The organism is Rhizobium sp. N731, from assembly GCF_001664145.1.
GTDB lineage: Bacteria > Pseudomonadota > Alphaproteobacteria > Rhizobiales > Rhizobiaceae > Rhizobium > Rhizobium esperanzae.
Map to the genome: position 1 here is coordinate 1,572,115 of NZ_CP013601.1, position 21,266 is coordinate 1,593,380.

General features: G+C 61.0%; 21 protein-coding genes and 1 tRNA gene. 16 read left to right on the top strand and 6 right to left on the bottom strand.

Annotation, left to right across the window (positions count from 1 at the left end):
- Nucleotides 1-26 precede the first annotated feature (26 nt).
- Nucleotides 27-560, bottom strand: a complete 534-nt coding sequence (locus AMK02_RS07755) for an outer membrane protein assembly factor BamE (RefSeq protein ID WP_012483371.1) — start codon at nucleotides 558-560, stop codon at nucleotides 27-29.
- Nucleotides 561-745: 185 nt separating this feature from the next.
- Here AMK02_RS07755 and AMK02_RS07760 point away from each other — a divergent pair, with 185 nt between their 5' ends.
- The 6 genes from AMK02_RS07760 to AMK02_RS07785 all read left to right on the top strand — a co-directional run bounded on the left by AMK02_RS07760 (nucleotide 746) and on the right by AMK02_RS07785 (nucleotide 5,173).
- Nucleotides 746-1,336 carry a ubiquinol-cytochrome C chaperone family protein gene (locus AMK02_RS07760; RefSeq protein WP_064815674.1) on the top strand — a complete coding sequence of 197 codons (591 nt, stop codon included), beginning with the start codon at nucleotides 746-748 and terminating at the stop codon, nucleotides 1,334-1,336.
- 11 nt (nucleotides 1,337-1,347) lie between these two features.
- A complete protein-coding gene (locus tag AMK02_RS07765) occupies nucleotides 1,348-1,896 on the top strand; it encodes a YceD family protein (protein WP_064801704.1) in 549 nt (182 codons plus the stop codon).
- Nucleotides 1,897-1,995: 99 nt separating this feature from the next.
- Nucleotides 1,996-3,042 (top strand): phosphate acyltransferase PlsX, encoded by a 1,047-nt coding sequence (plsX, locus tag AMK02_RS07770; RefSeq protein WP_064806069.1) that lies wholly within the window; start codon nucleotides 1,996-1,998, stop codon nucleotides 3,040-3,042.
- Nucleotides 3,043-3,062: 20 nt separating this feature from the next.
- Entirely contained in the window at nucleotides 3,063-4,034 is a 972-nt protein-coding gene (locus tag AMK02_RS07775) for a beta-ketoacyl-ACP synthase III (protein ID WP_011424863.1), read from the top strand.
- A 106-nt stretch (nucleotides 4,035-4,140) separates the two neighbouring features.
- The gene (locus AMK02_RS07780) at nucleotides 4,141-4,479 is read left to right on the top strand and encodes an integration host factor subunit alpha (RefSeq protein WP_009987526.1); all 339 of its coding nucleotides are present in this window, start codon (nucleotides 4,141-4,143) and stop codon (nucleotides 4,477-4,479) included.
- 151 nt (nucleotides 4,480-4,630) lie between these two features.
- The gene (locus AMK02_RS07785) at nucleotides 4,631-5,173 is read left to right on the top strand and encodes a MerR family transcriptional regulator (protein WP_064801706.1); all 543 of its coding nucleotides are present in this window, start codon (nucleotides 4,631-4,633) and stop codon (nucleotides 5,171-5,173) included.
- Here AMK02_RS07785 and AMK02_RS07790 read toward each other — a convergent pair whose 3' ends face one another.
- Nucleotides 5,174-5,521 (bottom strand): response regulator, encoded by a 348-nt coding sequence (locus AMK02_RS07790; RefSeq protein WP_064801709.1) that lies wholly within the window; start codon nucleotides 5,519-5,521, stop codon nucleotides 5,174-5,176. It abuts the gene before it with no gap.
- Nucleotides 5,522-5,791: 270 nt separating this feature from the next.
- On the opposite strand from AMK02_RS07790, the gene AMK02_RS07795 reads away from it, so the two are divergent.
- Nucleotides 5,792-7,438 carry an ATP-binding protein gene (locus AMK02_RS07795; protein WP_064801710.1) on the top strand — a complete coding sequence of 549 codons (1,647 nt, stop codon included), beginning with the start codon at nucleotides 5,792-5,794 and terminating at the stop codon, nucleotides 7,436-7,438.
- A 36-nt stretch (nucleotides 7,439-7,474) separates the two neighbouring features.
- On the opposite strand, the gene AMK02_RS07800 is transcribed toward AMK02_RS07795, so the two are convergent.
- Nucleotides 7,475-7,789, bottom strand: coding sequence for a DUF1236 domain-containing protein (locus AMK02_RS07800; RefSeq protein WP_064801712.1), 315 nt, complete (start codon nucleotides 7,787-7,789; stop codon nucleotides 7,475-7,477).
- A gap of 319 nt (nucleotides 7,790-8,108) precedes the next feature.
- Here AMK02_RS07800 and bcsN point away from each other — a divergent pair, with 319 nt between their 5' ends.
- From bcsN to AMK02_RS07830, 6 genes are all read left to right on the top strand, one after another.
- Nucleotides 8,109-9,089 (top strand): cellulose biosynthesis protein BcsN, encoded by a 981-nt coding sequence (gene bcsN, locus AMK02_RS07805; RefSeq protein ID WP_064801714.1) that lies wholly within the window; start codon nucleotides 8,109-8,111, stop codon nucleotides 9,087-9,089.
- A 53-nt stretch (nucleotides 9,090-9,142) separates the two neighbouring features.
- A complete protein-coding gene (gene bcsA / locus AMK02_RS07810; RefSeq protein ID WP_064806071.1) occupies nucleotides 9,143-11,335 on the top strand; it encodes a UDP-forming cellulose synthase catalytic subunit in 2,193 nt (730 codons plus the stop codon).
- A complete protein-coding gene (locus AMK02_RS07815; RefSeq protein WP_064801716.1) occupies nucleotides 11,332-13,764 on the top strand; it encodes a cellulose biosynthesis cyclic di-GMP-binding regulatory protein BcsB in 2,433 nt (810 codons plus the stop codon). The genes bcsA and AMK02_RS07815 overlap by 4 nt, the downstream gene beginning before the upstream one ends.
- The gene (locus tag AMK02_RS07820; RefSeq protein WP_064801718.1) at nucleotides 13,761-14,807 is read left to right on the top strand and encodes a glycosyl hydrolase family 8; all 1,047 of its coding nucleotides are present in this window, start codon (nucleotides 13,761-13,763) and stop codon (nucleotides 14,805-14,807) included. Before AMK02_RS07815 ends, AMK02_RS07820 begins: the two co-directional genes overlap by 4 nt.
- The gene (locus AMK02_RS07825) at nucleotides 14,804-17,173 is read left to right on the top strand and encodes a hypothetical protein (protein WP_064801720.1); all 2,370 of its coding nucleotides are present in this window, start codon (nucleotides 14,804-14,806) and stop codon (nucleotides 17,171-17,173) included. The genes AMK02_RS07820 and AMK02_RS07825 overlap by 4 nt, the downstream gene beginning before the upstream one ends.
- A 75-nt stretch (nucleotides 17,174-17,248) precedes the next feature.
- A complete protein-coding gene (locus AMK02_RS07830) occupies nucleotides 17,249-17,917 on the top strand; it encodes an HAD family hydrolase (protein WP_064801722.1) in 669 nt (222 codons plus the stop codon).
- Between the two features lie 71 nt (nucleotides 17,918-17,988).
- Here the strand turns inward: AMK02_RS07830 and AMK02_RS07835 are convergent, their stop codons facing one another.
- On the bottom strand, nucleotides 17,989-18,369 hold the full coding sequence (locus AMK02_RS07835; protein WP_064801724.1) for a hypothetical protein: 381 nt from the start codon (nucleotides 18,367-18,369) through the stop codon (nucleotides 17,989-17,991).
- A gap of 525 nt (nucleotides 18,370-18,894) precedes the next feature.
- Between AMK02_RS07835 and AMK02_RS07845 the strand changes: the two genes are divergently transcribed.
- A tRNA-Pro gene (locus AMK02_RS07845) sits at nucleotides 18,895-18,971 on the top strand.
- Nucleotides 18,972-19,049: 78 nt separating this feature from the next.
- Here the strand turns inward: AMK02_RS07845 and AMK02_RS07850 are convergent.
- Nucleotides 19,050-19,682 (bottom strand): class I SAM-dependent methyltransferase, encoded by a 633-nt coding sequence (locus AMK02_RS07850; protein WP_064801727.1) that lies wholly within the window; start codon nucleotides 19,680-19,682, stop codon nucleotides 19,050-19,052.
- 544 nt (nucleotides 19,683-20,226) lie between these two features.
- Here AMK02_RS07850 and AMK02_RS07855 point away from each other — a divergent pair.
- Nucleotides 20,227-20,448 carry a hypothetical protein gene (locus tag AMK02_RS07855; protein ID WP_064806073.1) on the top strand — a complete coding sequence of 74 codons (222 nt, stop codon included), beginning with the start codon at nucleotides 20,227-20,229 and terminating at the stop codon, nucleotides 20,446-20,448.
- Nucleotides 20,449-20,684: 236 nt separating this feature from the next.
- Nucleotides 20,685-20,897, top strand: a complete 213-nt coding sequence (locus AMK02_RS07860) for a hypothetical protein (RefSeq protein WP_064801730.1) — start codon at nucleotides 20,685-20,687, stop codon at nucleotides 20,895-20,897.
- A 54-nt stretch (nucleotides 20,898-20,951) separates the two neighbouring features.
- Here the strand turns inward: AMK02_RS07860 and AMK02_RS07865 are convergent, their stop codons facing one another.
- Nucleotides 20,952-21,245, bottom strand: coding sequence for a helix-turn-helix domain-containing protein (locus tag AMK02_RS07865; protein ID WP_064801731.1), 294 nt, complete (start codon nucleotides 21,243-21,245; stop codon nucleotides 20,952-20,954).
- Between the last annotated feature and the right edge of the window lie 21 nt (nucleotides 21,246-21,266).

Here is a 21,266-nt window from a genome sequence, read left to right on the forward strand (position 1 = left end):
GGGTTTTTCGTGGAAAGCATGTTCGCTCAGCGCAGGCTGCTCGGATTTTGCGGCGTGCCGCCGGCGCCGCCGCCGAACAGGCTGCGGGCAGCACTCGCCGCGCTGCCGCCGGAGAGCATCTGCTGCAGGAAGGTGAGTTCCTTGCCGCCGGTCGGCGTGACGCGCGAGATCGTATCGAAGACCTTGCCGTCCTGCAGCGTATAGTTGGCGCGACGGGTGACGACGCCGCCCTTGTCGAAATAGATGGCCAGAACGGTCTGGTCGACGACCTTCAGCTTCTGGAAGGCGACGGCGCGCGTGCGACGCTGCGAGATATAATAGAAAACCTCACCATCGAAAGTCGCTGTCGTCGACGGCGTGCCGAGCGACAGCAGGACCTGTTCGCGGCTGGAGCCTTCCGGAACGAGATTGAGCGACTGCTGATCGACGACATAGCCGCCGTTGAGCACGGTGCTGGTCTGGCAGCCGGAAAGAGCAGTGGTGGAGGCGATTATGAAGGCAATGGCCGCGTTGCTGAAGAATTTCATGTCAGACTTGAAATACCGTTTCTTCAACGACATCTACTCCCTTGAGTGTCGATAGCAGCCGTTTGGGCCTTACACGCTTCCTCCTGCAAAACCATTGTGGCCATTCCGGGTCGAATGTCCCGAATTCGTTCCGCCGACACCTCGAAGGCATCGTCCCGAAACAGGCTACGATCGGCATTGCAATTCGCGCCTGCTTCGGTAAACCAGCTTTCGAAATCATGCAACAAGGCCGGACGCCAGCCGGCGTGAAGAATGAGGCATTTCCGGAAAAAACAATGATCCTCGGGCTCTTCCGCAAGAAAAACAACAATCAGGTGATCGTCGACAGGCAATATGCGGCGCTGACCGCAGCCGCGCGCATGCCCGATCTCTACGAGCGGCTCAATGTACCGGATACGGTCATGGGCCGCTTCGAAATGCTGTCGATCGTGATGATTCTATTTTTTCGCCGCACGCGCGCCTCGGCCGTCAGCGGTCAGGAGATTGCCCAGGAGATCGTCGATGCCTTCTTTCAGGACATCGACTACTCGATCCGCGAGCTCGGCATCGGCGACAACAGCGTGCCGAAACGCATGAAGAAGCTCGCCGGCATGTTCTACGGCCGGCTCGAAACCTATTCGAAGGCGATGGACGCCGGCGATGGCGAAGCGCTGGCGCTTGCATTAACGCGCAATATCCACCCGGAAACCGAGACACCGGCCGATATGTCCGGCCTGGCCAGCTGGATGATGGCCGCAGAATCCCATCTGTCCGCCGTTCCGGAAGAGCTGATCGTTAGCGGCTCGGCAACGCTGCCGCCGGTCGCCTGAAGGAGGAAACGATGAAGAACGATCGGGATGTTCCCTTCTCCTATCACGTCAAGGTCGGCCACATCTCGGCCAATCCCGTCGAGGTCCGTATCGAGGCCGATGCCAGCGAGTTGAAGGCGCTTGCCGAGGCCTGGAGCGTCGTCTCCGTCGACGATCTCAGCGCCGATCTGCAGATCGCCCGCTGGAAACGCGACGGCGTGCGTGTCAAGGGCCGCGTACACGCGAAGATCGTTCAGTCCTGCGTCGTGACGCTGGAACCGGTCGAGGCCGTGATCGACGAAAGCTTCGAGCAGATCTTCGTGCCTGAGGGTTCCAAGCTTGCCCGCCAGCCCGGTAACGCCGGCGAGATGCTGCTCGATCCCGATGGTCCCGATCTGCCCGAGACCTTTGTCGGGGACACGATCGATGCCGGCGAGGTGGTTGCCGAATTCGCTGCTCTCGCGATCGATCCCTATCCCCGCAAGGAGGGTGTCGAGTTCAAGGGCCATATCGAGGATAGTGGCGAAAACGACAAAAAGCCCTCCGCTTTCGCGGTCCTCAAGGACTGGAAAAAGGACTGAAGCACCTCTGGCATTTGACATAATTCAGTTGTATGCGACGCCAAAACCGGTATTTTGGCCGAAATTTCGCCCCTCGGCGAAAAGAAGGATCAGGGACGCGTGATCAGAATATCTCTCGACCTCATGGGTGGCGACTTTGGTCCCCAGGTTGTCATCCCCGGCGCCGCCAAGGCGCTGGACCGGCATCCGGATATTTCCTTCGTTTTTTACGGCCTTAAGGAACAGTGCGATCCCGTTCTCGCCAAATTCCCGAAACTCAGGGAAAAATCGGTCTTTCACGACTGTGAGCTTGCTGTCAGCATGGAAGAGAAGCCGAGCCAGGCGCTGCGCCGCGGCCGCTATGTCTCCACCATGTGGCGCTCGATCGAGGCGGTGAAGACCGGCGACGCCGATGTTGCCGTCTCGGCCGGCAATACCGGCGCTCTGATGGCGATGGCGAAATTCTGTCTTCGCACGATGGCCAATATCGAGCGCCCGGCGATCGCGGCGATCTGGCCGACGCTGAAGGGCGAGAGCATCGTGCTCGATGTCGGTGCGACGATCGGCGCCGATGCGCAGCAACTGATGGATTTTGCCCTGATGGGCGGCGCGATGGCGCGCGCGTTGTTCGAGATCGAACGCCCGACGATCGGCCTTCTGAACGTTGGTGTCGAAGAGGTGAAGGGCCAGGAAGAGGTCAAGGAGGCCGGCCGGCTGTTGCGCGAGGCGAATATCGATTCGCTCGAATATTCCGGCTTCGTCGAGGGTAACGATCTCGGCAAGGGCACGGTCGACGTCGTCGTCACCGAAGGCTTCTCCGGCAATATCGCGCTCAAGACCGCTGAAGGCACCGCCAAGCAGATCGCCGAATATCTGCGTGCCGCCATGTCGCGCACCCTGCTCGCCCGTATCGGTTATCTCTTCGCCAAGAGCGCCTTCGATATGCTTCGTGAGAAGCTCGACCCGAGCAAGGTCAATGGCGGCGTGTTTCTCGGGCTGAACGGCATCGTCATCAAGAGTCATGGCGGTGCCAATGCCGAAGGCATCGCTGCTGCGATCGAGGTCGGCTACGATATGGCTAAGAACGGCCTCAATCAGAAAATAGAAAACGATCTTAAGAAATATCATGCCAAGCGGCTGCCTCCCATAGGCCCGGAAGCGGCATGAGCTATGGGGTTCAATCGAATATGATCCGTTCAGTGGTTCGCGGATTCGGAGCCGCACTTCCGAAGCGCGTGATGACCAATCGTGATATGGAGGCCATCGTCGACACGTCGGACGAATGGATCGTCCAGCGCACCGGCATCCGCCAGCGTCACGTCGCCGGCGACGACGAGACGACGGCCTCGCTTGGCGAGGCGGCCGCGCGTGCGGCGCTTGCCAATGGCGGCCTGATGCCCGCCGATATCGATCTTATCATCTGTGCCACCTCGACGCCGGACAACACCTTTCCGGCAACGTCGGTCAACATCCAGAACCGTCTCGGCATGAGCCACGGTTTTGCCTTCGACGTCCAGGCCGTCTGCACCGGCTTCGTCTATGCGGTCACGACCGCCGACGCCTATATCCGCGGTGGCCTTGCAAAGCGCGTTCTCGTCATCGGTGCCGAGACTTTTTCGCGCATTCTCGATTGGAACGACCGCACCACCTGCGTGCTTTTCGGCGATGGCGCCGGCGCGATCGTGCTCGAGGCGGCAGAAGGTGAGGGGACCTCTGCCGATCGCGGCGTGCTGACCGCGCATCTGCGCTCCGATGGTTCGCACAAGGACAAGCTATATGTCGATGGCGGACCGTCGACGACGGGCAGCGTCGGCAAGCTGCGCATGGAAGGCCGCGAAGTCTTCAAATATGCCGTCGGCATGATCACCGATGTCATTCAGGCCGCTTTCGATTCGACCGGGACAACCGCGGAAGACCTCGACTGGCTGGTGCCGCACCAGGCCAATCGACGCATCATCGACGGTTCGGCGAAGAAGCTGAACATCGATGCGGACAAGGTCGTCGTCACCGTCGACCTGCACGGCAATACCTCGGCCGCCTCGATCCCGCTCGCGCTTGCGACCGCTGCCGGCGACGGCCGCATCAAGAAGGGTGACCTCGTGATGCTCGAAGCGATGGGCGGCGGCTTCACCTGGGGCGCCGTTCTGTTGCGCTGGTAAGCGCAAATCCTAAAAAACTGGCGGCGAACAAGAGCTTGACCGTGAGGCGCAAGACAAATACTCTTCGATCGCTTTCACAAAATAATTTGTAATGGGCGGGGAAACCATGACCGGAAAAACAGTGACGCGAGCAGACCTGGCGGAATCGGTTTTCCGAAAGGTTGGGCTTTCCCGGACAGAATCCGCCGAACTTGTCGAAACCGTCATCGACGAAATCTGCAACGCCATCGTGCGCGGTGAAACCGTCAAGCTTTCTTCCTTCGCGACCTTTCAGGTTCGCGACAAGAATGAGCGGATCGGCCGCAATCCGAAGACCGGCGAGGAGGTTCCGATCTCTCCCCGCCGGGTGATGACCTTCAAGGCATCGAACGTGCTGAAGACGCGCATCCTCAAGGCGCACGTCTCTCGCAAGGTCAAGCTGAAGCCGCAGAATCCGGCTCTCTGATATCGGTCTTCCGCCTGGTCGGAACGGCTTTTTTCTCCCGCATCATCCATCGCCTGTGCGCAACGTCGACACATGACTTGAATTGTCGGCGCCAAACCTTTGAAATATGGTGAGTCGCCGTTGGATCGAGCCTGCGAGGTTGCGTAGCAGTATGACGTTGGACAAGAGCCCCGATGCCTTTCGCACCATCAGCGAAGTCGCAGACGATCTTGATCTGCCGCAGCATGTGCTGCGCTTCTGGGAGACGCGGTTTCCTCAGATAAAGCCGATGAAACGCGGCGGCGGCCGTCGCTACTACCGGCCGGAGGATGTCGACCTTCTCAAGGGCATCCGGCATTTGCTCTATGATCACGGCTATACGATCAAGGGCGTGCAGAAGCTTCTGAAGACCAACGGCAACAAGTTCGTCATATCGGTCGGCCATGGCGATCTCGCCAGCGTCGAGGCGCTTGCCTCGGGTGCGCAGGAGGCGGGCGCCGGGGAACCGCGTGTCGCCATGGCGGAGGAGGATCAGATTGTCGGCCGTGCCAAGCCGCCGATCACCCGCCGGTTCTTCAATTTCGTCGCCGGAGACGACGAGCAGCCGGAAGTCTCGATCGGCAAATCGAGCGTCGGCAAGGAAGACAGGGCGCTGCTTCAGGAGGCCCTCTACGACCTCCTGGAATGCAAGCGTCTGCTCGATCAGGTGCGCTGATTAGATTCCGCAAAGCTGCTTCATCGCCTGCTCGAGCTCGCTGAGCTGGAACGGCTTTCGCAGCACCGGGAGCGCGCTGGGGCTGCTGCCTTCCGGGGCGCTGCCATATCCCGTTGCATAGAGATAGGGCTTGCCGCGTTCGTCGAGCAGCTTTGCGACCGGCAGCGAGCTCCGGCCGGCGAGGGACACGTCGAGGATTGCAGCGTCGAATTCGGCGTCCCTGGCGGTTGCGAGCGCTCTTTCCAGATCCGGCGCGCTCGCACAAACCCGATAGCCGAGATCGCTGAGCATGTCCTCCAGCAACATGGCGATCAGCGCATCGTCCTCGACGATGAATATGTCTTTCATGATCCCGTCCACCCATTCCCCTGCCGGGCACGAAGATTTATGTGGACCGCTTGCGAAGCTCGTCAAGACGCCACGCGCAGCGGTGTAAAACTTGTCGCACAAAACAGTTCAGCCGTTTTGAGACGCCGATATGTGTAAACATATAAGTGTAAGGCGCGGCAAGCGAATCTGAAAGATCGCGCCGCGCTTTGGAAACAGCATATTGCCCGGCGAAATTCGATGTGCAAAAGCTGGGGTGCCGTTTCCGCGACGGCCGAGAAGGGGTGTGGAATGGATTTGTTGAGTGCCACGGATTGGCTGCGTCACAGGCCGGGCTATACCTATCCGCTGGCCGTTGCCTTCGTCGGTCTGACCTTTCTTCTAAGACTTGCCGCCAGCGATTATCTCTCCGGATTTCCCTTCCTGAGCTTCCTTCCGGCGATCTTGCTCGCAAGTTTCATGGGCGGCGCCGGGCCGGGCCTCGTGGCGGCCATACTCGCCGGTTTCCTCGTCCAGCAGTTTTTCGTCGAGCCGCACGATGCCTTCTGGCCGGTGAGCGCCGGCCAATGGATCGGCCTTGCGACCTTTCTCATCAATGCGGTGATCATCATCGGCCTGATGGAGACGATTGTTGTCGCCCATGGCAGGCAGAGCCGCCTTCGCAGCGAACTCAACAGCTTTAATGCGCGCCTTGAAGAAACGGTGGTGCAGCGCACTGCCGAACTCAGGCATGAAATGGAAGAGAATGCCGCGGCCCAGGCGCAGGTGCGCCAGCTGCAGAAGATGGAGACGATCGGTCAGCTCACTGGCGGCGTCGCCCATGATTTCAACAATATGCTGGCAATCATCATCGGCAATCTCGATCTCGCCCAGCGGCGGATGACCGGACGCGAGGATCCGCGCCTGCTGAACTCTCTTCAGAACGCCAGAGATGGAGCCCAGCGAGCCGCGGTATTGACCGCACGTCTTCTCGCCTTCTCTCGTCAGCAGCCACTGGCGCCGGAGGTGATCGACGTCAACAAGCTGGTCGGCGGCATGTCGGAGTTGCTGCGGCGCACGCTCGGCGAACATATCCGAATCGAGACCGTGCTTGCCGGTGGCCTCTGGCCGACTTTCGCCGATCTCAGCCAACTCGAAAACGCCATGCTGAACCTTGCCGTCAATGCGCGCGACGCCATGCCCGGCGGCGGTCATCTGACGATCGAGACCGCCAATACCGAACTGGACGAGCGATATTCGCGGATGCATTCGGAGGTTGAGGCGGGCCAGTATGTCATGATCAGCATCACCGACACCGGAATCGGCATGTCGGCCGATGTAATCGACCGCGCCTTCGACCCGTTTTACACCACCAAAGGACCCGGCAAGGGAACCGGTCTCGGGCTGAGCCAAGTCTACGGCTACATCAAGCAGAGTGGTGGCCACATCAAGATCTATTCGGAGATCGACCGGGGAACAACGGTGAAGATCTATCTGCCGCGTCATGTCGGCAAGGCGGATCCCCGCCTGGCCGCCGCCGGGGCCCAGCCGATTCCTCAGGGAAGCGTCAATGATACAATCCTGGTGGTGGAGGACGATGAACACGTCCGCACCATGACTGCCGAAAGCCTCCACGAACTCGGTTACAGCGTGTTGCAGGCGGCAAGCGGCGTGGAGGCGCTTCTCCTTTTGGAGGAGAATCCCGACGTCGATCTGATCTTCACCGATATCGTTATGCCGCAGATGAGCGGACGTCAGCTAGCTGATGCCGTTCAAGAAAAATGGCCGGCGATCCGGATTCTTTACACCACGGGTTACACGCGCAATGCCATCGTCCACAATGGCGTGCTCGACCACGGCGTCTCGCTGCTCGCCAAGCCATTCAGCCTGGAGCAACTCGCTCATAAGATCCGTGAACTCTTGAACGTGCCGGTGAGCGCGGGAGATGAGGGGACGTGAAGTCGTACAGGACTCGCGTTTCCAGCCCCCAATCCCTTATTCGAGAACCTGGATCACGCGGTGCGTCTTCGGCTCGACGATCACGCGCCGCTCGTTGACGACGGTGTAGGCATAGCCATCGACATTGGGCACCGTGTGGACTTCGATCGTATCCGGCAGCGTCGCGCCGACCGTGATTTCGCCGTCATAGACGACGGATGGCGTGTTTTGCTCCATGACATAGGTGCGCACCTCGCCTGGCAGGACGACGGAGCCGGTTGGTGCGGGATCGGTGACAATCACCGTGCTCTGTGCGAAGGCGGCCGAGCAGATGGTCAGCATGGCGGCTGTAGCCAGCATGATCTTGCGCATGGGATAATCTCCTTTTTGAACTCTGGACATCAAGGCAACGCCCGCCATACCGCATAGTTCCGCTACCGCCTTGGCGTCGTGGGAGAGGCCGGGGCGCCGATTGTTTGTTGCTAAACCGGTTTATGCACCATACGGTTGAGCTGTCCGAATCACGTTCAACGCGAGTCGTCTGGTGGCATCAGGGTCGGGCTCTTTACTCTTCGTTAACCATGTCGGCGATTTATGTCAGGTGAACGGCCGGGTGGCCGTTGATTCGACGGTCCGTCGCGTTTCGGTCTGCGAATGGATATCTGCAAAGACGATTACGGCGGCTCGAGACATGCGCTTGGGGAAGACGATATCGCTGTTGGCCGTGGCGGGTCTGATGGCCGGCTGCACGTCGACAGGCGGTGTGCGACAGCCTTCCGGACCGGAGACGGTGGCGCCTGAAAAGGCGCTGGTCCTGCCGCCGCCGGGCGGACCGTCGATTGTCAACGTCGTCGAGCGCAAGCGCGGCAATGGAGTCGAGCAGACGATCTCGCTGTTCACCTCATCTTCCGTACCCGGCCAGAATTTTCTGAGAGCCGAGTTCTTCGGCGCTTCCGGGGCCAATCCCGGGATAGGCAATGTCAGCTTCAGCATGATCAACGAGAGCGGCATTGCCCGCGAGGTGGCCCGTTCGGCTCCCGGCGTGCCGATGGCGACATCGGCGACCTTCCTGCAGAACGCCTATGGCCCCTTCGGCTATGCTTCCGGCCACAGCCACGCCGGCGATACCTGCATCTATGCCTGGCAGCAGATCCGCTCGAGCGCGGCCGCCAATACCCAGGCGCGCAATTTCGGCATGATCCAGCTGCGCCTGCGCCTGTGCGATGCCCGCGCCACCGAGCGCCAGCTGCTTGGCATCGTCTACGGCTATACCATCACCGGCACCTTCGACGGCCCGACCTGGAATCCGTACGGTAACCCGCCCCCCGCCAGCGCGGCGCTCGGTCGTACCGGTGAACCGATCTATCCCGATGAGAGCGGATATCGCGCCAGCCCGATGCCGATCGGCTACGAGCCGGCGCCTGCCATAGTCCGCCTGCCACGGACAGCTCCGGTTCGCAGCGCCCCAAGCCAGCAACCGGCGCAGGGCGCCGCGCCCTTGCCGACGCCCATCGGCCCGCGCGTGCCGCTGCCGAGCGAGGCGCCACAGACGAGTGCCGCGCCGGATCCGGCCGCCGCGCCGTTGGAACAATCGGCAAGAGCGATCGGCGTCACGGTGCCCTCGCCGGACTGCATAGGCGACGCGGCCATGACGGCCGTCTGCCGGAGATAGAGTATGCCCCGGGGTAACAGACGGTGCCCCGGCGCAATTTCGAAGGAACGTCGATGCGCAAAGCCCGCAGTGTCTTCATATGGGCCGTTGTTTCGCTCTGCATGATTGTGCTGATCACTCTGCCGGTTAATCTGCAGACCCAGCTCATCACCAGCATTACGGTCGTCACAGTGATGGCGCTCATTAAGATTCTGAAGGGCGAGGGGACATGGCGCCTGGTGGCGCTTGCCTTCGGAACGTCGATCGTGCTGCGCTACGTCTATTGGCGCACCACCAACACCCTGCCGCCGCTGAACCAGCCTGAGAATTTCATTCCCGGCTTGCTGCTCTATCTTGCCGAAATGTACAGCGTCGCGATGCTGGCGCTCAGCCTTTTCATCGTTGCCACACCGCTTCCGTCGCGCCCATCGCGAGCCGCCAATCCCGGGCGCTTGCCCCATGTCGACGTGTTCGTGCCTTCCTATAACGAGGATGCCGGCCTTCTCGGAAACACGCTGGCTGCCGCCAAGGCGATGGACTATCCGGCCGACAAGCTGCATGTCTGGCTGCTCGACGACGGCGGCACCCTGCAGAAGCGCAATTCCGGCAAGTTGCTCGAGGCCCAGGCGGCGGCGGCCCGCCATGTCGAGCTGAAGCAGCTCTGCCAGGATCTTGACGTCACCTATCTCACGCGCGACCGCAACGAGCATGCCAAGGCCGGCAATCTCAACAACGGCATGAAACATTCGACCGGCGAACTCATTGCCGTCTTCGACGCGGACCACGCGCCGGCTCGCGATTTCCTGCTCGAGACGGTCGGCTACTTCGAAGACGACCCGAAGCTCTTTCTCGTCCAGACCCCGCATTTCTTCATCAATCCCGATCCGCTCGAACGCAATCTGCGCACTTTCGAAAAAATGCCTAGCGAGAATGAGATGTTCTACGGCATCATCCAGCGCGGCCTCGACAAATGGAACGCCGCCTTCTTCTGCGGCTCGGCTGCAGTCTTGAGCCGCAAGGCGCTCGAATCCCAGAACGGCTTTTCCGGTATCAGCATTACCGAGGATTGCGAGACGGCGCTGGCTCTCCATGGCAGCGGCTGGAACAGCATCTATGTCGACAAGCCGCTGATCGCCGGGCTGCAACCGGCCACTTTCGCAAGCTTCATCGGCCAGCGCAGCCGCTGGGCGCAGGGGATGATGCAGATCCTGCGCTTCCGCTTCCCGCTTCTGAAGCGCGGCCTGTCGATCCCGCAGCGCCTGTGCTACATGTCATCCACGCTTTTCTGGCTCTTCCCGTTCCCGCGCACGATCTTCCTGTTTGCGCCGCTCTTCTACCTGTTCTTCGACCTGGAAATCTTCACGGCCTCCGGCGGCGAATTCCTTGCTTATACGCTTGCCTATATGCTCGTGAACCTGATGATGCAGAACTACCTCTACGGATCCTTCCGCTGGCCCTGGATTTCCGAGCTTTACGAATATGTCCAGACCGTGCATCTGCTGCCGGCCGTCGTCTCGGTCATGCTCAATCCGCGGAAGCCGACCTTCAAGGTCACCGCCAAGGACGAATCGATCGCCGTCAGCCGCCTGTCTGAGATCAGCCGTCCCTTCTTCGTAATCTTTGCGGTACAGATCATCGCGCTCGTCATCACCTTCTACAGGATTTATGCCGAGCCCTATAAGGCCGACGTCACACTTGTCGTCGGCGGGTGGAACATCATCAACCTGATCATGGCCGGCTGCGCGCTCGGCGTCGTGTCGGAACGTGGCGAGCGCGCTTTGTCCCGCCGCGTCCGCGTCAACCGGCGCTGCGAGTTTTACGCCAACGGCAAGTGGTATGCGGCCTCGATCGAGGATGTCTCCGTCCACGGTGCAAGGCTGCATATCTTCAACAAGCATCTCGATGAACTGCTCGTCGGCGCCCCCGGAGAGATGCGCTTCCGGCCCTATAGCGGGGCAGATCTGGAAACCCTGCCGCTGATCGTCCGCAACATTGAGCCATCAGGCGACATCAGCAATGTCGGCTGCCAATATGTGCCGAAAAGCGCGCTTGATCATCGCCTGATCGCCGATCTGATGTTTGCCAATTCCGATCAGTGGACCCAGTTTCAGGAATCGCGCCGCCGCAATCCGGGCCTCATCCGCGGCACCATTTGGTTTCTCGGCCTGTCGCTCTATCAGACCAGCCGCGGCCTGGTTTACCTCTTCCGCAGCATGCGGCCGGAGCGGGAGGCGCAGCAGCGGGCGGCAAAGGTCAATGCCGGATGAGAAAGATCGTCGCCGCCGCGCTTCTCCTGTTGCATGCCCCCGCTGTCACCCAGGCGCAGACGGCGCCCTTCGATATGTCCGGCGAGCGGCCGCCCGGCGCGTCCACCGCCCCGAGATTAGCTCCGCCCGCTCCGCCCGCAGCGACGGCGCCAGTACCTGTCACGCCACCCATTTCCGTAACGCCCACGCCCGTTCCTGCGCCGATCACTGCCGTGCCGCAACCGGCGACGCCGGCGCCTCAGCCTGGCGCGGCGGCGAATGCCGCTTCGCAGCCGCGCCACCGCGATATGAGGCGGTATCTAGTGCCCTTTTCGAAATTCAGCCTCAGCGGCGAATATGACCGCCGGTCATGGTCTGTCTATTTGACTCCCGAGCAGGCGGCCGCCAAGGCGAGTTTCACCTTCGCCTATCAGAATTCGATCGTCGTCGCGCCGGAAGCCTCCGCGCTGACCGTCTATCTCAACAATCGTCCGATCGGTCAGCAGCGGGTCAGCTCGGCGGACGGCTTTTCCGCCGTCACTTTCGAAGTTCCCTCCGGCCTGCTGCAGCCGGGCGCCAATCTTGTGACCTTCCAGGCAGAGCAACGCCATCGCACCGATTGCAGCATCCAGTCCACCTATGAATTATGGTCGAATATCGATCCGGCCGGAACCTTTCTGAGCTTTGCCGGCGGCAATGCCGCGGAGCTTTCGAGTGCCGACGCGATCCGCGCCATCGGCGTCGATGGCGCCGGCAGGACGGAGTTCGATATTGTCGTCCCGGCGCTGGAGCAGCCGGGGACGACCAAGCCGTTGTTGCGGCTGGCACAGGGTCTGTCGGTGCTGAGCAGCATGCCGAATCAGATATTTGCCTTCAGCGCTGCCTCCCTCCCGGCCGCCGGTCCTGGCAAGCTCGGCGTGCTCGTCGGGACTGCCGCGGAGCTGCGGCCGTTCTTTCCCGGCCTGCCGCCCGGGGCCGAAAGCGCGCCGCTCGCGGCTTTCGTGACCGATCCGCGCAGCGGCTCGCCGGTGCTTCTGATCAGCGGCCCCTCCTGGCAAGCCGTGTCCTCGGCGATCGATACCATCGTTTCGCCGACGGACAGGTCCGCGGATGTCCGCCGCGATGCGCTGACCACCGAGCGCTGGAGCGCGCCGAATGCGCCGCTGGTCTTTTCCGACACCAGCATTGCCCTCTCGCAACTCGGCGTCAAGACGACGGAATTTTCCGGCCGGCGGTTCCGCACCAGCTTCAATGTCGCCGTGCCGGCCGATTTTTATGCCAATGCCTATGGCGAGGCGAAGGTGATGCTCGATGCCGCCTATACCGACAATGTGCTGCCAGGCAGCCATATCGATATTTACGTCAACGACAACATTGCCTCCACCGTGCCGCTTACTTCGACCACCGGGGGCATTCTCCGTCATCTGCCGATCCGCGTGACGATGCGCCACTTCAAACCGGGCCTCAATACGATTGGGATCGAGACGATCCTGATGACGAAGGACGATACCGCTTGCGCTCCGGGTGCTACCGCCGGTGCCAATCCCCGTTTTGCCCTGTTCGATACCTCCGAAGTGCACATTCCGGATTTTGCCCGCGTTGGGCAGCGTCCGAATCTGGCCGCCATTTCCGGCACGGCCTATCCCTATGGCCGGGCGACGGAACCGACGCCGCTCTTCATCGATCGCGTCGATGCCGATACGCTTTCGGCCGCGGCTACGCTGCTCGGTCAGATGGCGGTGATGGCCGGCCATCCGATCGCCGTCGAAACCGTAGCTTCGCCGAATACGATTGGCGATCGGGACGCCATCTTCATCGGCTCGATTTCGCAGATGCCGGCAACCGCGCTGACGCAAGCCAACATCTCGACGGCGAGCCAAGCCTCGTGGCGTCCGGTGGCCGACACGGAGCCAGGTGCCGTCGATACCGGCACGGCCTTCGAGACGTGGAATTCCAAGGTCAGCGGCGGTATCTTGCGCAGCCGCATTACCGCCTTCCGTGAATGGCTGGGGCGCAATTTCGATATCACCCGCAGTTCGCTGCAGTTCATCCCCGGCGCCGAGACGGTCTTCACTCCCTCCAACGCCGACACGCTCATGGTTGCGCAAGGCTCCGGCCCCCTGGGAGAGGGTTCATGGACCGTGGTGGCGGCACCATCGGCAAAGGATCTGCGCGAAGGGCTCGAGGTGCTGACCGGTCAGCTGAACTGGCCGCAGATATCAGGCCATATCACCACCTATTCGAGCAAGACCGGCAAGATCGATACAGTGCCCGTCACCCGCTTCGATTTCGTCCCGTCCACGCCCTGGTCTATCGCCAATTACCGCTTGATCGCCGCCAACTGGTTGTCGACGAATATCCTCTCCTATGCTTCGCTACTCGTCGTCTTCGTGTTGCTGATCGGCCTCGCCACCTCGCGTATGCTCAAAACGCTGGGGCGGTCCAAATGAGGTGGTGGCGCGTGCTTCTGCTTGCGGCGATGGCTGCGTTCGCCCCGGCAGGCCCGTCCGCCGCCGCGCAGCCGGCGATGATCAATGCCGATGCGTGGTCCGCCTACAAGGCGAAATTTCTCGATGCGAGCGGCCGGATCATCGATAACGGCAACGGCAATATCAGCCATAGCGAAGGGCAGGGCTATGGCATGCTGCTCGCTTATCTCTCGGCGAGCCCTGCGGATTTCGAGCAGATCTGGTATTTTACCCGTACCGAGCTGCTGTTGCGCGACGATGGCCTGGCCGTCTGGAAATGGGATCCCAACGTCAAGCCGCACGTGACCGACACCAATAATGCCACGGATGGCGACATGCTGATCGCCTATGCCCTGGCGCTTGCCGGCACCGCATGGAAGCGCAACGACTATATCCTCGCCGCCTCCCGCATGGCGCAGGCGCTGCTTGCGAAAGCCGTCGTCCGCTCGGCGGGCCGGACGCTGCTGATGCCGGGCAGCGAAGGTTTTGGCGCTGCCGATCGTGACGACGGCCCTGTCGTCAATCCTTCCTACTGGATTTACGAGGCAATGCCCGTCATGGCAGCGCTTGCTCCCTCCGATGCCTGGAAAAAGCTTTCGGACGACGGCGTGGCGCTGTTGAAGACGATGCAGTTCGGTCCGCGCAAGCTTCCTGCCGAATGGGTCAGCCTCAGCGGCCCACCGCGACCGGCAGAGGGTTTCGACGCCGAATTTGCCTATAATGCTCTTCGCATCCCGCTTTATCTCGCGCGCGGCGGCATCAGAGACAAGGCGCTGTTAAACCGCCTGCGAACGGGCATGTCGCAGAATGGCATTCCGGTCACGATCGATCTGACCACCGGCCGGCCGAAGACCGTGTTGCTGGACCCGGGTTATAGAATTGTTAACGATGTTGTGGCCTGTGTAATCGACGGGACGAGGCTGCCGGTCTCGGCTCTGCAATTCGCACCCACGCTCTATTATCCGTCCACGCTTCAACTGCTGGGCCTGGCCTATATCGGGGAGAAGCATCCGGAGTGTCTGTGAAAGCTTCTCTCGTGGCGATGTCAGCGGCAGTCGTGGTGGCGACCCTCGTCACCGGACTGAAGGATCGTGCCGCCCTGCAGCAAAAGCTCGGCCTTGGCTCCGCAGACAGGCCGGCGCCGGAGCTGTTGATGATGGGGCGCATCAAGCCGGACGACGCTCCCGCGGGCAATTCCGAATTCAATGCCGAGAGCGTCGCCGACAGGATCGAAGCGATCACTTCGTCGCCGCCACCGGCACAGAGCAGCGATGAGCCGAATGCCGTTGCAGAGCAGCCGGCAGCACCGCAACCTGACGCGCCTCAGACAGCTGCAGAGCCGGCGCCGGTCGCACCGCCGATCGTTTCCGACCCGCCGGCGCCTCAAAAGGCCGCGGCGTCCGCGCCGCCTGCCGTTGATGAAAGCGCGCTTCGTTATTTTGCCAGCCGCGGCGACAAAGTGCGTCTGCGGGCTGAAATCTCTCGGCTTCAGGCGCTTTATCCAAACTGGGTTCCGCCGGCCGATCCGCTCGCCGTGCCGCAAAACGGCGACAAGCAGCTCGAGGCCATGTGGAAGCTTTATTCCGATGGCCGCTATGCGGAGTTGCGCAAAGCGATCGCCGACCGTCAGGCCGCCGACGCCGGATGGCAGCCGCCGGCTGATCTGCTCGAGCGGCTTGGTGTCGCCGAGGCCCGCTCCCGCCTCATCAACGCTTCGGATCTCAAGCAATATGCGACCGTGGTCGATATCGCCGCCGCGACGCCGAGCCTGCTCACCTGCAGCGAGGTCGACGTGCTCTGGCGTGTCGCCGAGGCCTTCATCCGGACGGAGAGGGCGCAGCGCGGGCAGGATGCTTATGCCTATATCCTGAAGAACTGCGCCGACGCTGCCGAACGGCAGGCGACGGTCGAAAAAGCCTCGACGCTGCTTGACTACCAGCCGATGCAGGCGCTGCTGGCGCTGGAAAAGCCTGCTGTCGACGGCAGCAGGGAATTCGATGCAATCCGCGACAACCTTGCCCGACGCTTTGTCGCTGAAAGCAATGACGACCCGAAGCTCGCCATCGCGCCGAATTATATCGCTCATCTCGAAAAGCTCGCCGAAAGCCAGGGGCTGGCCTCCGATGCGCTGCTGCTCGGCTGGCACCAGCTTCGCCGCAACAATCCTGCCCTTGCCGAAAAGTGGTTTCGTGCCGCCCGCGACAGGGAGGATACGGCGGCCGCCTCGCAGGGGTTGGCGCTGGTGCTGATCGCCCGCAAGGCGCCTCAGGAAGCCGAGGACGTGATGTTCCGCTGGCGCGCCGATTCCGATGATGCGACCGCGACCTATCTTGCCGCCACCGCCAACCTGATGGCGCTGCAACCGCCGGCCGATCTGACCGAGGACGTGCTTCATCGGATCGCAGCCGAAGTCATCGCCCGGAAATATGTACCGACGGCGCAGCAGTTCGGCTGGTACGCCCGTTCTCTCAACCAGATCCAGACCGCCGCGCGCTGGTTCGAAACCGCGCTGGCATGGAAGCCGGATGACGAACCATCCGCCTATGGCCTTGCCGTCACGCGTGAGCAGCTGAACGACCGCAAGGGCGTCCTCGACCTCCAGCGCGGCTGGGCCGGCCGGTCGTCGCGAATCGCCGATCTTCAGGACACTTCCTTGCCGGCGTCGGGCGCCGATACCCAGTCCTCAAAGGCGCCGCTCGCGCCGCAGCAGCCGGGCCAGCCGGTAGAGCCGCGGCAGCGTCCGGCCGCTTCAATGGCGCCGCTTCCGGCCGAGCGGCCGACTGTGCGGCAGCCGGGACCGGACGTCGCCATCCGCGCCGCAAGGCCGGCGATGCAGACGGTGACTGTCGAGCGCGGTCCGCGCCAGGTGCGGGACTGCTCGACGACCATTGACGCGGGACGACTCGGGCCGGGCGAGGCGCTGTCGCGTGGCTGGTGCCTGATGGATATCAACCGGCCGATGGAGGCGGTCTCGGCCTTCGAGACGGCGTTGCAGAGCCCGGTCCGCAAGATCCGCGAAGACGCAGCCTATGGTCAGAGCCTCGCCTATCTGCGCGCCGGTCTCTCCAGCAATGCCGCCGTTGCGGCAACCAAGGCGCCGCAGAGCCGCCAGCGCGCTGCAGAACTGCAGGTGGCGATCCTCGCCGATCGCGCCTTGTCGGCCTTCGACGCGGGGCGTTACCGTGAAACCCTGATCTATCTCGATCAGCGCGCCCAGTTGCAGCAGGAGCGGATCGATCTGATGGTGCTGCGCGGCTACTGCTATCTCAATCTGAAAATGTACGGTGACGCGATGCGAATCTTCGAAGCCGCCGCCGCGACCGGCAATCGCGACGCCGCACGTGGTCTGGCCGATGTTCGCAACGTCACGCATCCGGACATCAACGACTGACGTTGACGCCGTCGTCGCTCTCGGCTACTCGCCTGCCGGAGAGCCCGATTGCCTCGTGTTCGCAAGGAAACACCCGTGCCCGGTCACCACGACGTCCTCGACAGATCCTATGACGCCTTCCTCTTCGATATGGACGGAACGCTGCTGAATTCCATTGCCGTCGTCGAGCGCGTCTGGAGCGCATGGGCAAAACGACATGGTTTTGAGCCGGAGGTTTTCCTGAAAACGATCCACGGCATTCGTGCCTCCGACGTGATCCGCGGCCTCGGCCTGCCGGGTGTCGATCCGGTGCACGAGGCGGATCTGCTGCTGGCCGAGGAGATGGAGGACGTCTCCGGCATCATCGAAATTCCCGATGCCGCCCGCTTCCTCAACGCCATCCCCGACGGCAGATGGGCGATCGTCACCTCGGCGCCGATCGAACTCGCCAGGCGCCGCATGGCTGCAGCCGGCATTCCAATGCCGAAGGTGATGGTCAGCGGTCGGGAGGTCGTGGCCGGCAAGCCCAGCCCCGAGGGTTATCTGCTCGGTGCAAGCCGCCTCGGAGTCGACCCGGCAAACTGCCTGGTCTTCGAAGATGCCGTTGCCGGCATTCTTGCCGGCGAGGCCGCCGGCGCCGACGTCACCGTCATCACCGAAACCCACGCCACGCCTTTCGAAACTCCGCATTTTTCGATTGCCAACTATCGGGCGTGGCAGCCCCGCCAGACCGCCGAAGGTCGGCTGAAGGTCGTCGCAATCTGAACGTTACCGGGCGCACTGCTTCCTTCGCGAAACGCTTCATCTCCACCCATCATGCCGAGCACGGCGCCATCCTATTTCTCAGCGCGGTTGAGGAGAATGCGCATTTCGTCGAAGCGGCGCTTGCGGTCACCGTCATCGGCGTTCGGTGAATAGCACGTGCTCGATACGCAGAAGCGCGCCAGGTTGTGCGGCTTATCCGCCTTGTCGAACTCGCATTCGAATATGTCGGTCATTTCGGCCGGCGCGGTTCCCTGCCGCGTCGAATACGACATGCGGACACCTGGCGGCTTCAACTCGGGAAACGATTGCACGGTGCCGATAGCGAGCTGATCGGTCATGAAGAAGCTCTTTGCCACGGATTTGCAGGTATCCTCGAGCTCAGGCGACTGCGCCATCGCATCAGCGGGTAGGGCGAACGCGGCAAAGGCAAATAGTATGATCGGCTTACGCACTGCGACTTCCTCCACTGTCTCTGTCGATTGAGGTAGAGCGGTGAGACCAAAAGCAAATGGTGGTCTGCCTGCGGTGAATCCAACAACCCAGCCATGTCCGCCTGTGGTGACATCGGACTTCACTCTCTGTTTCGCGATTGCTTTTCAACATCAAGTGTCTGTTGGCGATCAGGATCTTGGGAGAGGCGGAAACGCAAAGATGGCGGTACTCAAAGCCATCGCTGATGAAAAGAAGCTGCAATCGCCAAAGGTCGGGCGCAGATTGCAAATGAGAACGCTTCTACTGCAGACGACGAGACTCCGGTCATTTAAGGCTGAGCACGCCTTGCGATTCAAATGGAAAGGATGGTCAACCCGAATTCGCTCTCGGAACGCATCGGAAACATCGCGTGGGACTTTCGTGGGACTGTTTGCGCCGATCTGTGCTTTTCGACGCCTTCCGTTCTATTTTTATTCCACGACCATCATTTTCCCCTTGCGCTATGAAGGCCGATTTCATAAAGCAATCAAGCCGTTTCGGCAGGTCGGGGCGTAGCGCAGCCCGGTAGCGCACTTGACTGGGGGTCAAGGGGTCGCTGGTTCGAGTCCAGTCGCCCCGACCATTTATCCCCTTGAAATCCCAGTCAGCACATCACGTTAATGGTGAGCGCCGCGCGTGCGTGGCCGCGGTAGCGGACGGGTCAGTGCGGTTTCTGCGCGATTGCAATCATCGACTTTGCCAGAAGCGGAATTCTCCCGACATATTCGAAGTCGACGTCTTCGAAGCCTGTGTCGAGCAGCAGCGTGCTGAGTGTCCCCGGGGACCAGAATTTGATGTGGCCGTGGTCTTTGAGCGGCATGAAATGGTCATCCATCTTTCCGCTTACCGCCAAAGCCAGATTTTTCCAGTAACCGTGAAAAGGCGTCGATACGACCGCGATGCCTCCCGGTTTCACCAGATCGTACATGGTCGCCGAGAAAGCCTTCGGGTCGTAAACATGCTCCACGACTTCTATGCTGATCACCGCATCGAAGGTCCCGTAGCGGCTGGAAAGATCGTCGTAGCCGGAACCGATTTCCAGCGGAAGATCGGGATGGACCGCTTTCGCTTTCGCAATACCGTCCTCCGACGGATCGACGCCGACGACGTCGTAGCCTTTCTCCACAAGCACCGAGGCAGCGCCGCCGGTGCCGCAGCCGAGATCAAAGACCGCCGTTTCGTTTGCCTCGTGAAAACTGTTTTCAAGAACGTCGACAACGGCCGGCAGGATATAAGAATGAGCGGTCGTTGGCTTGGCGTGAACATAGGTAGTAGCGTCCAGTTCGATAGACATTTTACCTCCTGAAAAAATTGAACGCGCCGAGGCAATGGTACGGCGGACTTTGACGGCAGTGTGGTGCCGTTATGGTAATAAGGTGATCACGCCGGTCGGCATTCGCCGCCATCCTCCGATGCCCAACGGCCGAACCGCTTTAAGCTCCTCTTCACCACGACGCGATTGATGGTCATGCTCGCACCGGGAATATCCCGAAGCTGATTGACAGGGTGGCGGGAAGATGATGAAAACGGCCGGACTTTGGGTCTATGCCATTGGGCAGAGAAAATGGTCAGTGTATCGAATTCGATTTTGACCATTTGAAGTAAATCATCCGATGAAATACTCTCTTAACGGGAGTGGTTGAAAAATAGCTCTTCTAGTTCTTTTTGAGAATCCATCAATAGTATGGACTGATATTTGTTTGTTTTTGTTAAGGCTATACAGAATTTTGCGCTGAATAGTCTGGTTTTAAATTTCAGAGAACCTTTTGGCGCTTCGCATTTTTGCGAATATGTGTAGATTAGGATTGTTCCTCTCAGAGATGGCCTGGTGCGAGCGCATGGCGGATATGAACCAGAACCTAACTTGCAGGCAGGCCCTTGCCGATGCTTTCCAAGCTCTGTCGGACGAGGCGGTCAAGGCCGGCTGGCCAGAGGGCGACGTTGCCCTCGCGCTTGCCGAACTTGCCGAGGAACGAGTGATCGAGCTGACCGCCAAGGTGATCATGGAAGGCTTCATCGATCCGCCGTTCATCGCTGCTGGCGGCCGCCGCAACGGCTGAAGCATGTTGCGGTAACGCCAGATCAGGATGAAGCCGAACAGCGGATCTGAAAGATCGCAACACGCCTGAGCCGGTTCGGATCCCTGCTGCAAATGCGGAAGGAAATTTTGTTCCGCAGGAGTTTGCGCAGTTGCTAAAGTTCGGACCCTCACGCATAATAACTTCATTGCCGGTTGCGGAGGGCAGCCGGCGATGCAAGCGTGTAGGCGTTTGCCCTCGGAGGGAAGTGCGGCGTGATGTTACGGTCATCAATTCATCCGCATGATTTACCGCTCTTTTCGGAAGATCTCGATCTGCTTTCGCAAGTGCTCGACAAGGTCTGCGACGAACGCGGCCTGGTCAGAACGACGCCGGAAGCCGAGAGGATCGGTGCGGTTATCATTCAGCTTTACAGACAGGGCGTGAGAGACGGCGGCAAACTCGCCGACCTTGCCAAGACCTATCTCTGACACGCGGTTCCCGCAATAAAGGATCGGACCGCGAAACCTGACAGACGGATCTGGTCAGTCGTCATTGGCGGCATTGAGATTTTCCGGCCGGATGCCATCATCGGTTGATGTGCGTGCCCGCAACCGGATGCCGGGGCCGCCTTCATCTTGATTGCCGCTCGACAGGAAGATGATGCCATGCGCCTCGAGCGTGCTGCGCACGTCGAACAGCGCATGCGGCTCGCCCTCAAACTCGCCCTTTTCCAACGCTGTCACGGTTTCGACCGGCAGGCCGCTTGCGGCGGCGAGCTCTTCGATGCTCATTCCGATCATGGCACGCGCGCCGCGTATCTGCGTTGCTGTTATCATGACGCAAAATCTAGCGCATTT